We start from the raw sequence: 13,808 nt of genomic DNA on the forward strand, positions 1-13,808 counted from the left end.
GATTTCAATGTTCGGTGACGGCGACAGGCGCGGCGGGCTTGCCCGGGGCGTCGTCGTGGCCCGTCGCCGGTGCCTCATGCTTGCTCGCCGAATGCAGCGGACGCGGGTTGATGCTACGCAGCACCACATAGAACACCGGCGTCAGGAACAGGCCGAACAGCGTCACACCCAGCATGCCGAAGAACACCGCGATACCCATGGCATGCCGCATTTCCGAACCGGCGCCCGACGAGAACACCAGCGGCACCACACCCATGATGAAGGCGATGGACGTCATCAGGATGGGGCGCAGACGCAGGCGGCTGGCCTCGATCGCGGCCTTCAGCGGCTTGTAGCCCTGCAGTTCGAGTTCGCGGGCGAACTCCACGATCAGGATGGCGTTCTTCGCCGACAACCCCACCAGCACCATCAAGCCGATCTGCGTGAAGATGTTGTTGTCGCCCTGGGTCAGGTACACCCCGGTCAGTGCTGCCAGAAGGCTCATGGGCACGATCAGGATCACCGCCAGCGGCAGGGTCAGGCTTTCGTACATGGCGGCCAGCACCAGGAACACCAGCAGCACGCTGATCGGGAAGACCCAGATGCCGGCGTTGCCTGCCAGTTCCTGCTGGTACGTCAGGTCGGTCCACTCGAACTTGATGCCGCGCGGCAGGGTAGCCGCGGCCACGCGTTCGGCCGCTTCCTTGGCCTGGTCGGACGAGTAGCCCGGGGCCGGACCGCCGTTGATGTCGGCGGCGGTATAGCCGTTGTAGCGCACCACCATTTCCGGACCATAGGTCTCCGACACCCGCACCAGCGAGGACAGCGGCACCATCTCACCCGCGGCATTGCGCGTCTTCAGCAGGCCGATGTCGTCGGCGTGGGCGCGGAAGGGCGCGTCAGCCTGGGCTCGCACCTGGAACACGCGGCCGAAGCGGTTGAAGTCGTTGACGTACAGCGAACCCAGGTAGACCTGCATGGTGTCGAACACGTCGGTCACCTGCACACCCAGCTGCTTGGCCTTGACGCGGTCCAGCTTTACATCCAGCTGCGGCACGTTGATCTGGTAGTTCGAGAAGGAACGTCCCAGCTCGGGCTGCTTGGCGGCCTCGGCCGTGAAGGCCTGCACGGCGCGGTCCAGCGCTTCGTAGCCCAGCGCGGCACGGTCTTCGATCTGCAGCTTGAAACCGCCCAGCGTGCCCAGGCCCATCACCGGCGGGGGCGGGAACACGGCGATGAAGGCATCCTTCAGGCCGCCGAACTTCATGTTCAGCGAAGCGGCGATCTTGTCCGCGCTAAGGCCTTCGCGATTGCGTTCCTCGAAGGATTTCAAGGTGACGAACACGATGCCGGCGCTGGAGCTGTTGGTGAAGCCGTTGATCGACAGGCCGGGGAAGGACACGGCATGGTCGACGCCGGGTTCCTTCAGGGCGATGTCGCCCATGCGCCGGATGACGTCCTCGGTACGGTCCAGCGACGCGCCGTTGGGCAGTTGGGCAAAGCCCACCAGGTACTGCTTGTCCTGCGCCGGCACGAAGCCGCCGGGGACCAGGTAGGAAATGCCCACCGCGCCGGCCAGCAGCAGCACGTAGACGACCAGGCTGGCGGACTTGCGCTTGATCACGCCGCCCACGCCCACCGAATAGCGGTCCGAGGCGCGGTTGAACACGTTGTTGAAGCCGCGGAAGAAACCGCCCAGGAGCTTGTTCATGACGCGCTGCACGGCGTCCGGCTTGGCGTGGTGGTCTTTCAGCAGCAGCGCGGACAAGGCCGGCGACAGGGTCAGCGAGTTGAAGGCCGAGATCACGGTGGAGATGGTGATCGTCATGGCGAACTGCTTGTAGAACTGCCCGGTCAGGCCCGTCATGAAGGCCAGCGGCACGAACACGGCCGCCAGGGTCAGGGCGATGGCGATGATGGGGCCGCTGACTTCCCGCATGGCGCGGTAAGTGGCCTCGCGTGGCGATAGTCCGGACGAGATGTTCCGTTCGACGTTTTCCACCACCACGATGGCGTCATCCACCACGATCCCGATGGCCAGCACCATGCCGAACAGCGACAAGGCGTTGATCGAATACCCGAACAGCAGCAACAGCGAGAACGTCCCGATGATGGACACCGGCACCGCCAGCAGCGGAATCAGCGAAGCGCGCCACGTCTGCAGGAACACGATCACCACGATCACCACCAGCGCGATGGCTTCCAGCAGGGTGTGGATCACCGCTTCGATACTGGCGCGCACGAACTGCGTGGGGTCGTACACCACGTCGAACTTGACCCCGGGCGGGAAGTCCTTGGCCAGGTCGGCCATGGCATCGCGTACCTGCTTCGACACGTCCAGGGCGTTGGCGCCCGGCGCCTGCATGATGCCCAGCGCCACCGCCGGCTTGTTGTCCAGCAGGGAACGCAGGCCGTATTCGGCCGCGTCCAGTTCAACCCGCGCCACGTCGCCCAGGCGGGTCACGCCGCCATTGGCCGAGGTCTTCAGCACGATGTCGCGGAACTCGTCTTCGCTTTGCAGGCGGCCCTGGGTGTTGACGTTCAATTGCAGCGGCACGTCGGGCAGCGACGGCGACGAGCCGATCACGCCGGCGGCCACCTGGACGTTCTGCTCGCGGATCGCGCGCACCACGTCGGTGGCGGTCATGCCGTGCTCGGCCACCTTCTGCGGATCCAGCCAGATGCGCATGGAGTAGTCGCCCGAACCCCACAGCTGCACGTCGCCCACGCCGGTGATGCGCGACAGGCGATCCTTGACGTTGAGCACCGCGTAGTTGCGCAGGTAGGTCATGTCATAGCGGTTGTCCGGCGAGATCAAGTGCACCACCAGCGTCAGCGTGGGCGAGCTCTTGGCCGTGGTCACGCCCAGGCGCTGCACGTCGTCGGGCAGGCGCGGCAGCGCTTGCGAGACGCGGTTCTGCACCAGTTGCTGGGCCTTGTCCGGATCCACGCCCAGGCGGAAGTACACCGTCAGGGTCATGTTGCCGTCGCTATTGGCCTGCGCCTGCATGTACAGCATGTTTTCCACGCCGTTGATCTGCTCTTCCAGCGGCGCGGCGACGGTTTCGGCGATCACCTTGGGGTTGGCGCCCGGGTACTGCGCGTGCACCACCACCGACGGCGGTACCACTTCCGGGTATTCCGAGATCGGCAACTGGAACATGGCCAGCAGGCCGCCCAGCAGGATGAGCACCGACAGCACGCCCGCGAAAATCGGGCGGTCGATGAAGAATTTTGAGATATTCATGATTCGGCTCTTGGTTCGATTCGACGCTATCGGCGCGCGGCGTCCGCGCCCCGGTCAGCCGGAGCGCCATATACGCGGTCGATTCGAAGCGATGCTTGAACGGTGGGGCGGGCGCGGGTTACGCGTTCAGCCGTTTTCCGTACGCGTGTATGTCCGTGTTGAAATTCATGCCGGGTTTGCCGTGGTTGCCTTGGTGTCTGCCTTGGCCGCCGCGCTGTTGCCCTTGCCGTTGTCCTTGGCCGTTTCGGCCGCCGCCGTATTGCTGGCGGGCGTCTCGCGTTGGCCCACCGTGGGCCAGCTGCCGGCCATCTTCACGACGTGCGGATCGACGGTGTCGCCCGGACGGACACGCTGCAGGCCATTGACGACGATGCGTTCGCCGGCCTTCAGTCCGCTGTCCACCACCCGCAAGCCGCCCTGGCTGGCGCCCAGGCGCACTTCGCGGTATTGCACATGGTTTTCACCGTCCAGCACCATGACGAAGCGCTTGTTCTGGTCGGTGCCCAGGGCCTTCTCGTCGATCAGCAGGGCTTCGCGCGGGGCGCCGCCGCCCAGGCGGATGCGGGCATACAGGCCAGGCACCAGGCTGCCGTCGCGGTTGTCGAAGGTAGCGCGCACGCGGATCGTGCCGGAGGTGGTATCCAGGCGGTTGTCGACGTACTGCACCGTGCCCTGGCGCGAATAGCCGTCTTCATTGGCCAGGCCCAGGTCCACCGGCACCGGGGCGCCCTTGCCGGTGCGCGCCGGATTGACGTACTTCAGGAAGGTCTGCTCATCGACGTCGAAGGACGCGTACATGCGGTCGACCGACACCAGCGTGGTCAGGGGCACCGACGCGGCACCGGCGGCCACCAGGTTGCCCTCGGTCACTTCGGCCTTGGACACCTGGCCGGAGACCGGCGCCAGGATGTGGGTGTAGCCCAGGTTCAGGCGGGCGATCTCCAGCGCTGCCTGCGCCGCCTTCAGGTTGGCGGCGGCTTCGCGGGCGTCGTTCTGCTTCTGCTCCAGGTCGCGGCGGGCAATGGCGTTGTCGGCGATCAGGCGGTTGGCGCGGGCCTGGTCCGACGTGGTGTAGGCCACGCGCGCCTGAGCGCCGGCCAGGTTGGCTTCCGCCCGGGCGACTTCAGCCTGGTAGGGCAGGGGATCGATGGTGAACAATTCATCGCCCTTGCGCACCAGGGCGCCGTCCTTGAAGCGCACGGCGACCAGGGTGCCGGACACGCGCGGCCGCAACTCGACGCGGTCCACGGCTTCCAGCCGGCCCGAATAGCTTTGCCAGTCGGTGATCTGGCGCTGCACGACCTCGGCGACGTCGACCGGGGTGGCTTGGGGGGCGGCCGCGGCGGTGGCGGGGGTGCCGCCCTGCCCACGCAGCACGGCGACACCGCCGGCCACGAGGATGACGGCGGCCAGCGTGCCGGCCAGGGCAAAGCGATTGCGCGATTTATTCATTACAGTTCCTTGAGCGGAATGCCTATGGCTACCGATCAGTCTTTCCGCGTGGCGCGAGTGGCGCCGGATCACGTGCGACGGACGCGTAGAAGCATCCGGACCGGGCTGTAACCCTGGCCTGCACTGGATATTGTGTTTCTGGCCACGCCGAAGCGTGGTGCCTGGCGCACCGGTCCTTGGCGAAAACCGGCGTCGCGCGGGGCGATGCGTGATCGAGAGAATGCGCGGAGCGGCTTGCCGTGGCTGCGGCGCCGCCTGATCCGTAACCACTTGGTGATTGGGATGGCTCGCATTCTGGCTGTTTTGTTCCCTTGAATAAATATCTCTACATAAACAACACTATTCGATGCGGGCGAACAATAATTTGTTCATAATCTCGTCACACCCCCCATCCCGAGGTACGCCATGGACCGCTTTCAGGCCATGCAGGTGTTCACCAGGGTCGTCGACGCCAATAGTTTTACCCGCGCGGCCGACCATCTGGGCCTGCCCCGCACTACCGTCACGACCATCATCCAGAATCTCGAAAAGCTGCTCAACGTGCGGCTGCTCAACCGCACCACGCGCCGCCTGAGCCTGACGCCGGACGGCGCGGCCTACTACGAGCGTTGTATCCGCATCCTGGCCGACGTGGACGAGGCCGAAGCGGCCTTCCAGGATGCCTCGCGGCGTCCGCGCGGCAAATTGCGTATCGACACGCCGGCGGCCATCGGCCGCTTGATCCTGATTCCGTCGTTGTGTGAATTTCACGACAAATATCCGGACATCGAACTGTACATCGGCATGGGCGACCGTCCCGTGGACCTGGTGCAGGAAGCGGTGGACTGCGTCATCCGGGTGGGCGAGCTGCAGGATTCCAGCCTGGTGGCGCGCCGCATCGGCAGTTTCGAAGGCATCAGCTGCGCTTCACCCGCCTACATCGAGCGCCACGGTGCGCCGACCACGCTGGAAGAGCTGGCCGAACACAAGTCGGTCAATTACTTCTCCAGCCTGACCGGCCGGTCCTTCGACTGGGACTTCATGGTCGAGGGCCAGAAGGTGGAAGTGAAGATGGAAGGCGTGGTGTCGGTCAACGACGCCGACGCCTATATGGCCTGCGGCCTGCAGGGTTTCGGGCTGATCCAGCCGCCGCGCTACATGGCCTTGCCCTATCTGCAAAGCGGCGAGCTGGTGGAAATCCTGCATGACTGGAAGCCCAAGTCCATGCCGATTTCCGTGGTGTATCCGCACAACCGGCACCTGTCGCCCAAGGTGCGCGCCTTCACCGACTGGGCCGCGGAAATCTTCAGCCGCTGCCCGCTGTTGAGCGGGCGCGGCGATGCCGTGGACAGCACCTGCACGTGGGCGGGCGAACACGCGCAGCGCCCCGGCCTGGCGAAAGCCACCGCCAAGCCCGGGATGAAGGCACCCGCCAGTGCCGACGCTGAAGCTGTCTCCCTGGCGGCCCATATGGGCGACGCCGGCGACCGCGTCGCTACCGCCCGGGTCTGACGGTGCAGTGGGACAAGCGCCGCGGGCTGAACCGCGGTCTCAGCCCCGGGTGACAGCCGTATGAAGGGCTCGCGCCAGTCGCTGACCTCGCTGCGCATCTTTCTTGCCTCGGCCCGGCACCTGAATTTCAGCCGGGCCGCGGAAGAACTCAGCCTGACCCAGAGCGCCGTCAGCAAGCACATCCAGGCCTTGGAGTCGCGCCTGGGCGTGAGCCTGTTCAAGCGCCTGTCGGCAGGCCTGCGGCTGACCTATGCCGGCGCCCTTTACCTGGAACGCGTCGGCGCGGCCGTGCGCCTGCTGGACGAGGCCGATGCGCTGGTGGCGCGGCCGGACGCCCGCGTGGCGCTGAATATCGCCGTGTCGCCGTCTTTCGCGCAGTTCTGCATGATTCCCGGCCTGCGCGAGTTTTTCGACATGCATCCCGATATCCGCATCAATGTGCGGCCGCGTCTGGTACATGGGCGCGAGAAGACGGAACGCTTCGACGCCGAGATCCAGCTGCATACCGGCCATATGTCGGGCATGTCCGCCCAATACCTGTGCGGGCGGGAGATGGCCCTGGTCGGCGCCGCGTCCCTGTTCGAACGCACCCCGGTGCGCAACGTCGACGACCTGGCCCACGTGCCGCTGCTCAAGCGGGCGCAGCGCGGCTACGGCTGGGACGAATGGAAAAGCGAGGTGGCGCCCGTCTGGCCCGGGCCGTCCGCCACGGCGCCCGAGTACGAAGGCTTTTCCGTGCTGATGCCGGCGGTGCTCAATGGGCTGGGCGTGGCCATCGTGCCCATTTGCATGGCGCTGGATCCCCTGCGCGAGGGCGTGTTGCAGCGTCCTCTGGGCGAGACGGTGGAAGGCCGCTATGGCTATTACCTGATGCGCCCCCGGCCGGATGTGGGCGGTCCCTATCTGGACGCCTTCTGCGACTGGATCCTGGAGCGGGCCGCGGCAATGAACCGGGCGGTGCAAAGCCTGCGCGGCTGAAGGCGGCCGGGCGGCGGCGCTCGCAGTGGCTAGCTATCCGCAAGCACGCCTCACATGCAGCTACTTACATGCAGCGGCCCCCCGTTTGGCCGGCATGCAGGGGCGGGGCGCGCGGCCCTGTCCTACGAGTTGGCAACCCGGCAGCGGTCATTTGTTGCATCGATATTCCAGACTGGAATACTACATGCCGATACTTCGCTTCACGCCATGTTGCACTGCGGGCAAAATCCAAGACTGTTTCCATAGGTTTCCGAGTCTTGCCATGATCTCCCTGCACACGTTGAAGTCCATCAAGACCCTCCTCGCCGCTGCTTCCGTGGCGCTGACCTGCGCCGCTCCCGCTGCCATGGCTGCCTATCCCGAGCAGCCGATTCGCATCATCGTGCCGTACACGGCCGGTGGCAGCTCGGATGTGATCGCCCGCGCCATCAGCGATGAACTGACCGCCGAACTGGGCCAGTCGGTCATCGTGGAAAACCGTGCCGGCGCCGGCTCCATGATCGGCACCGCCTACGTGGCCAATGAAAAGCCCGACGGCTACACGCTGCTGCTGGCCGACGTGCCCTTCACCATCGTGCCGGCGCTCTATGGCGACCGCATCAAGTACAACGCCGCCAAGGACTTCGCGCCGATCTCGCTGCTGGGCCTGTCGCCCATGTACCTGTTCGTCAATCCTGGCTTCCAGGCGAAGACGGTGGCCGAACTGGTCGAAATGGCCAAGGCCAAGCCGGGCACGATCTCCATCGGCTCCGGCGGCAATGGTTCGCTGACCCACCTGATGGCCGAACTGCTGATGCTGAACTCCGGCATCAAGCTGGTCCACATCCCCTACAAGGGCGCATCGGCTGCCGCCAACGACCTGGCCGGCGGCCAGATCGAAACCGGCTTCACCACGATGCCTTCGGCCAGCGCCCTGTACCAGGGCGGCAAGCTCCGCCCCCTGGCCGTGTCCAGCCCGAAGCGCCAGCCCGATACGCCCAATGTTCCCACCTTTGACGAAGCCGGCGTGCCCAATATGACGGTGCAAAGCTGGTGGGGCCTGGTCGCCCCGGCCAAGACGCCTGCCCCGGTGCTGGAGCGCTTGAACGCCGCGATGGAAAAGGTCATGCAATCGCCCAAGATCAAGACGCGCCTGAACAGCGTGGGCGTGAACCTGCCCGCGGACACCAGCGCCAAGGCCCTGCAGAACTTCCTGAACGAAGACTTCACCCGCTGGGCCGACGTGGTCGAGCGCGCCGACGTCAAGTTCGAATAATTTCTGCAAGCACGGAGGAGACCTATATGGAAGCCTGGTTGGCCAAGGCCGGCGCCGATGCGGCGCTGATGGATGATTTCAATGCGATCTGCGCCTTCGGCGGGCGCCTGTCCGGTTCCGGCCAGGATACGGCGGCGATCGCCTGGGCCCTGGAACGGATGCGCGCCACCGGCGGCACCGTGCGCAAGGTACAGGTCCCTTACGACGGCTGGCGTGCCGGCCGCGCCGAGCTGCGGTTGCTGGGTGCCGAACCCCGTAACCTGGCTTGCCGCGCGCTGCTGCGTTCGGCGTCGACGCCGGCCGAAGGGCTGGTGGGCGAAGTGCTGGATCTGGGCCAAGGTACGCTGGACGACTTCGAACGGGCCGGCGCCGCGGTAAGCGGCAAGATCGTGATGGTTCGTCATGAGTATCCTTTCTCGCCGACGCACCTGCACCGCCGCAAGAAGTACGACCAGGCGGTGGCGCGTGGCGCCATCGGTTTCCTCATCGCCAATCCCTTGCCTGGCCGTGGCGTGCTGTCCGGTTCGTCGGGCCGTGCGCGCGGGGCTGCCGGCATCCCGGCCGCCTATATCGACTTCGAAGGCAGCCAGGTCCTGGCCGCGGCAGCCGCCGCCGGCTCCTGCCAGGTGCGCCTGGTCCTGACGGGCGAAGAGCTGGAAAACGCGCTGGCGGACCTGGCCATCCTGGACATCCCGGGCGGCAGCGACAGCCGCGTCGTCATCACCGCGCACATGGACGGCCACGACCTGGGCACCAGCGCCCTGGACAACGCCACCGGTGTTGCCGTTGCACTGGCGGCCGCGCGCGCGCTGGCCCCGCTGGTGTCGGCGCAAACCCATGGCTTGCGGGTGTGCTTCTTCACCGCCGAGGAATGGGCGCTGACCGGTTCGGCCCGCTATCTGGACGATATGGATCCGGCCGAGCGTGCGACGATGAAGCTGGATATCAATCTGGACACGGTTGGCGGCCACAGCGAACTGACGGCGATGATCAGCGAGTATCCGGCGCTGGCGCCTTTCGTGGCGGCCGCCGCCGCGGATGCCGACACGACGGTGGATACGTATCTGCCGTTCATGTCCAATTCGGACCATGCCAATTTTGCACGCCATGGGATTCCCGCCCTGCGTCTGACGGCCGGTTTCGATCGGCCCGATTCCAAGGTGAACAACATCCTGGCGGCCGGCGATGTGCCCGGCGTAGTCGACGAGGCGGACTTGCGCAATGCGCTGCGGGCAACGTGTGCCATGGCTTGGCGGGGTTTGACGCTGTCGCAGGAAGCGCTGGATGCGCTGGCCGCGGACAGCAAGTGGACCGTGGCCAAGTGAATGGGGAAATTGAAGGGGGCCTCCCCTTCAAGCTATCCCTGCCGGGGTAGGTGGCACGCGCGCGTTGATGCAATTCCGAATCTTTCGGAATTTTCCTACGTTAGTTGTAATAAACGAGATCATTCTGGTGCGAATGATTCGGGCTAGAATCTTTGGCTTCCCTCCCCCCAGGCACCGCACTCCCTTCCATTACACGTTCCCCAGGCACGCGGCTGCCGGGCGTGTCCTGGACGCGCGCGCCGCATCGGCCGCAGGCCAGGAACTTCCCCCATGATCCATATTTCCTTCTCCCAGGGGTGTTATGACGGCCTGGGTTGCGGCGATGAGGACGACGAGGACTCCAGGCGTTGCAAACGTTCGGACGCGGCCGCGCTGCTGGCATCGCTGGCGTCATGCCGGGCCGCCGTGCACCCCTATGACCCCGGCAGCTCGGCGCAGGACACCGCCGGGTGCACCGTGCCTGAGTTGAGCCGGACGCTGATCCAGACCCGAAAACAGGCTCAGGCCCAGCCGATGGTCATCAATGCGCGCGCCCAGGTGACCACGGTGCGCACGCTCAGGCACGCGCCCCACGCTTACGCATGAAAAAACGCCCACCGGCAATGCCGGCGGGCGTCTTCGTCTTCCTGACCGGAGCGGGATCGATCGGACCAGTCCGAATTCACCCCGCGCCGTGACGATCAAAGATCCAGCTTGTTGATCTTGGTGCCTTCGACCGTCAGGTTGGCCATCAAGCCGGCGTTGGTCAGCACGAATGCCACCACGGCCTGGCGGGCGGTGTTGGTGTCGACGGCGCCGTTGGCACCGATCTTGGCCAGCGCCACCGAGGCGTCGGCACCGGCGGTCCAGCCGCTGCTGTTGCGGAATTTATCCAGTTCGTTTTGCGTCATGAACATGATCACGACAGCCTTGGATTGCGCGCCGGCCTGCAAGCCGAACGAGCCGGTGGTCGTGCTGTAGTAGCCGGAAGGCGTGCCACCGACCTTCAGGACGCCTTGGCCGTATTCAGCACCGAACATGAAGCCGGCGGCCAGCACGTTGGGGAATACCAGGATGCCCTTGGCGCGGCTACCCATTTCGCGCGAGCCCGGCACCGAGCTGTACAGACGATTCAGGGTGGTGTCGGCACCACTGTTCAATTCCTGGCGCTTGTTGACGTTGCTGCCGCCGGCGTTGTTGCCGGTGGTGGTGCAGGCGGCGAGAGCGGCCGTCATGATCAGGGCAGCGGGAATGGTCACGAATTTGCGGCGGTTCATCATTGTTATCTCCGGCTAGAAAGAAATGCATGGGATGTCGCCCGTCGCTGGCGTATAGCCTCAGGGGCCTCGGGGCGACGATTGGAATGCGACATTCGCCCATCAGTGGCAACTAGCGTGCCTGACCTCATCCGTAGCGTAAAAATTCCGCGGGACAGGGCCAGGCACGCGCTAATCAACGCCTTTCCACCGGCACCGCCCGTGCTTTCCAGATCCGGTCGCAGTACTCCCCGATGGCGCGATCCGAGGAAAATTTTCCCGATCGTGCCGTATTCAGGATGGACATGCGGGTCCAGTCCTGGGTATCGCGGTAAGCCTGGTCCACCCGGTTATGGCAGGCGGCGTAGGAGTCGTAGTCCGCCAGCAGCATGTAGGGATCGTGATACAGCAGGTCGTCCATCAGCGGCGCGAACAGATCACTGTCGCCCCGGGAGAAGAAGCCCGAACGGATCAAGTCCATCACGGCTTGCAGTTCGCTGTCACGCCGCAGGAAGTCCATGGGCCGGTAACCTTCGCGGCGCAGCGTATAGACTTCCTCGGCGGTCAGGCCGAACAGGAAGAACACATCCTCGCCGACCTCGTCGCGGATTTCGATATTGGCGCCGTCCATGGTGCCTATGGTCAGGGCGCCGTTCATGGCGAATTTCATGTTGCCCGTGCCCGAGGCTTCCTTGCCGGCCAGCGATATCTGTTCCGACAATTCCGCGGCCGGGTAGACGCACTGGCCCACCGTGACGCTGAAGTTGGGAAGGAATACCACTTTCAAGCGATCGCGCACGTCCGGATCGTTGTTGATGACGTCGCCGATGGCGGTGATCAGCTTGATCATCAGCTTGGCGCGCACGTAGCCCGGTGCGGCCTTGCCGCCGAAGATGAAGGTACGCGGCGTGATATCCAGGTTGCGCTGCGACTTCACACGGTGGTACAGGGCAGCGATGTGCAGCGCCGACAGATGCTGGCGCTTGTATTCGTGGATGCGCTTGACCTGGACGTCGAACATCGAATCCGGGTCGACCTTGATGCCGCTCTTGCGCAGCAGCAGCGCGGCCAGGTCTATCTTGTTGGCACGCTTGACCGCGCGCCATTCCGCCGCGAAGGCGGCATCGTCGGCGTAAGGCTCGATGGCGCGTATCCGTGACCAGTCCTTGATCCAGTCTTCGCCTATGCAGCGGGTGATCAGCTTGCCCATGCGCGGATTGCTTTGCGCCACCCAGCGGCGCGGCGTGACGCCGTTGGTCATGCTGGTGAATTTCTCCGGCCACATGGCGTAGAAATCCTTCAGCAGATCGCGTTTGAGCAATTCCGAATGCAGGTCGGCCACGCCGTTGATGGCATGGCTGCCGACGCAGGCCAGGTGGGCCATGCGCACATAGCGTTCGCCCGATTCATCGATGAGGGACAGGCGGGCGATGCGGGTTTCGTCGCCGAAGAAGTGGATGCGTGCCTCGTTGAGGAAGCGCGCATTGATCTCGAAGATGATTTCCAGATGGCGCGGCAGCACGCGGCGGAACAACTCCAGCGGCCAGCGCTCCAGCGCCTCGGGCAGCAGCGTATGGTTGGTATACGAGAAAGTCTGCCGCGTAATGTCCCAGGCCCTTTCCCAAGGCACCTGATGTTCGTCTATCAGCAGGCGCATCAACTCGGCCACGCCGATCGAGGGATGCGTGTCATTGAGCTGGATGGCAAAGGACTTGTGGAAGGACGTGACCGGCTGCCCGCGATGTAGCTGCAGGCGCAGCATGTCCTGCAGGGAGCAGGACACGAAGAAATATTGCTGCTCCAGCCGCAATTCCTTGCCCTGCACGCTTTCGTCGTTGGGATAAAGCACCTTGGTCAGGTTTTCCGAGGTGACTTTCTTGTTCACCGCGCCCAGGTAATCCCCGCGATTGAAGGTGTGGAAGTCGAAGGCTTCCGTGGCTTCTGCCCGCCACAGCCGCAAGGTATTGGTGGTGGCCACGCGATAGCCGGGGATGGGCGAGTCGAAAGGCACGCCCGCCACGGTCTTCTCCGGCACCCAGCGCACGCGGAAACGGCCGCCGTCGTCCGTATATTGTTCGGTATAGCCGCCCAGCTTCACCTGCACCGCCCATTCGGCGTGCTGGATTTCCCACGGATTGCCATAACGCAGCCAGGCGTCGGTGTTCTCCACCTGCCAGCCGTCCATGAGGGTCTGGTAGAAAATGCCGTATTCGTAGCGGATGCCGTAGCCGATGGCGGGGACTTCCAGCGTCGCCAGCGAATCGATGAAGCAGGCCGCCAGGCGGCCCAGGCCGCCGTTGCCCAGCCCCGGCTCTTCCTCCTGGCGCAGCAGTTCATCCAGGTCCAGGCCCAGTTCGCTCATGGCCAGGCGGATCTCGTGAGTGATGCCCAGGCTGAGCAGGTTGTTGCCCAGATAAGGACCCATGAGGAATTCGGCTGACAGATAGGCCACGGTGCGCGCATTGCGCTTCTGGTAGGTGGCGGTCGTATCGAACCAGGACCGCACCAGCCGGTCGCGCACGGTATGGGCCAGTGACTGGTACAGGTCGTTCTTCGAAGCGATTTCCAGCGATTTACCTTGCGTGTACAGCAAGTGATCGAGGAAAGCCCGTTTCAATGATTCGCGCGAAAGCGAGGAGCGATCATGTTCGGGATGAGCCACGTTGGCTTCGGAATCGTTAGCGGATACGGCGGCGCTGGCGGGATCTTTCAAGACATGTCCTTGCTGGGCGGTCGAATAAAAAATCCTAATCCAAAAAAATGGCTATTTGAAGGCGCCACGCCAAGGAAAGCGCAACAAAGATGCGCGTCACCAGGGGCTGGATTTCACGGCAAAGCAGGCTCAC

At 64.6% G+C, this 13,808-nt stretch carries 9 protein-coding genes; 5 read left to right on the forward strand and 4 right to left on the reverse strand.

Annotation, left to right across the window (positions count from 1 at the left end; translation table 11 throughout):
- Positions 1-4: 4 nt before the first annotated feature.
- Positions 5-3,226: an efflux RND transporter permease subunit gene (locus tag CEY05_RS18790; protein WP_088597004.1), complete on the reverse strand. Its 3,222-nt coding sequence runs from the start codon at positions 3,224-3,226 to the stop codon at positions 5-7.
- 165 nt (positions 3,227-3,391) lie between these two features.
- On the reverse strand, positions 3,392-4,678 hold the full coding sequence (locus CEY05_RS18795; protein WP_088597005.1) for an efflux RND transporter periplasmic adaptor subunit: 1,287 nt from the start codon (positions 4,676-4,678) through the stop codon (positions 3,392-3,394).
- 405 nt (positions 4,679-5,083) lie between these two features.
- On the opposite strand from CEY05_RS18795, the gene CEY05_RS18800 reads away from it, so the two are divergent.
- From CEY05_RS18800 to CEY05_RS18820, 5 genes are all read left to right on the forward strand, one after another.
- Positions 5,084-6,169, forward strand: a complete 1,086-nt coding sequence (locus CEY05_RS18800; RefSeq protein ID WP_088597006.1) for a LysR family transcriptional regulator — start codon at positions 5,084-5,086, stop codon at positions 6,167-6,169.
- A 60-nt stretch (positions 6,170-6,229) separates the two neighbouring features.
- Positions 6,230-7,147 (forward strand): LysR substrate-binding domain-containing protein, encoded by a 918-nt coding sequence (locus CEY05_RS18805; protein WP_088597007.1) that lies wholly within the window; start codon positions 6,230-6,232, stop codon positions 7,145-7,147.
- A gap of 262 nt (positions 7,148-7,409) precedes the next feature.
- Positions 7,410-8,402 carry a tripartite tricarboxylate transporter substrate binding protein gene (locus tag CEY05_RS18810; protein WP_158219357.1) on the forward strand — a complete coding sequence of 331 codons (993 nt, stop codon included), beginning with the start codon at positions 7,410-7,412 and terminating at the stop codon, positions 8,400-8,402.
- Positions 8,403-8,428: 26 nt separating this feature from the next.
- Positions 8,429-9,727 carry a M28 family peptidase gene (locus CEY05_RS18815; protein ID WP_088597009.1) on the forward strand — a complete coding sequence of 433 codons (1,299 nt, stop codon included), beginning with the start codon at positions 8,429-8,431 and terminating at the stop codon, positions 9,725-9,727.
- A 270-nt stretch (positions 9,728-9,997) separates the two neighbouring features.
- Positions 9,998-10,312: a hypothetical protein gene (locus tag CEY05_RS18820; protein WP_088597010.1), complete on the forward strand. Its 315-nt coding sequence runs from the start codon at positions 9,998-10,000 to the stop codon at positions 10,310-10,312.
- Positions 10,313-10,407: 95 nt separating this feature from the next.
- Here the strand turns inward: CEY05_RS18820 and CEY05_RS18825 are convergent, their stop codons facing one another.
- Together CEY05_RS18825 and CEY05_RS18830 are read right to left on the reverse strand one after the other, a co-directional pair.
- Positions 10,408-10,983 (reverse strand): YSC84-related protein, encoded by a 576-nt coding sequence (locus CEY05_RS18825; protein WP_088597666.1) that lies wholly within the window; start codon positions 10,981-10,983, stop codon positions 10,408-10,410.
- A gap of 175 nt (positions 10,984-11,158) precedes the next feature.
- Positions 11,159-13,675 carry a glycogen/starch/alpha-glucan phosphorylase gene (locus tag CEY05_RS18830; protein WP_369825965.1) on the reverse strand — a complete coding sequence of 839 codons (2,517 nt, stop codon included), beginning with the start codon at positions 13,673-13,675 and terminating at the stop codon, positions 11,159-11,161.
- Positions 13,676-13,808 lie beyond the last annotated feature (133 nt).

It is taken from the genome of Achromobacter sp. HZ34, from assembly GCF_002209485.1.
Lineage (GTDB): Bacteria > Pseudomonadota > Gammaproteobacteria > Burkholderiales > Burkholderiaceae_B > Bordetella_C.

Bases quoted from the DNA above. Each gene is read 5' to 3' on its own strand.
- CEY05_RS18790 (WP_088597004.1), bottom strand. From the start codon at position 3,226: ATGAATATCTCAAAATTCTTCATCGACCGCCCGATTTTCGCGGGCGTG.
- CEY05_RS18820 (WP_088597010.1), top strand. From the start codon at position 9,998: ATGATCCATATTTCCTTCTCCCAGGGGTGTTATGACGGCCTGGGTTGC.
- CEY05_RS18795 (WP_088597005.1), bottom strand. From the start codon at position 4,678: ATGAATAAATCGCGCAATCGCTTTGCCCTGGCCGGCACGCTGGCCGCC.
- CEY05_RS18815 (WP_088597009.1), top strand. From the start codon at position 8,429: ATGGAAGCCTGGTTGGCCAAGGCCGGCGCCGATGCGGCGCTGATGGAT.
- CEY05_RS18800 (WP_088597006.1), top strand. From the start codon at position 5,084: ATGGACCGCTTTCAGGCCATGCAGGTGTTCACCAGGGTCGTCGACGCC.
- CEY05_RS18810 (WP_158219357.1), top strand. From the start codon at position 7,410: ATGATCTCCCTGCACACGTTGAAGTCCATCAAGACCCTCCTCGCCGCT.
- CEY05_RS18805 (WP_088597007.1), top strand. From the start codon at position 6,230: ATGAAGGGCTCGCGCCAGTCGCTGACCTCGCTGCGCATCTTTCTTGCC.
- CEY05_RS18825 (WP_088597666.1), bottom strand. From the start codon at position 10,983: ATGAACCGCCGCAAATTCGTGACCATTCCCGCTGCCCTGATCATGACG.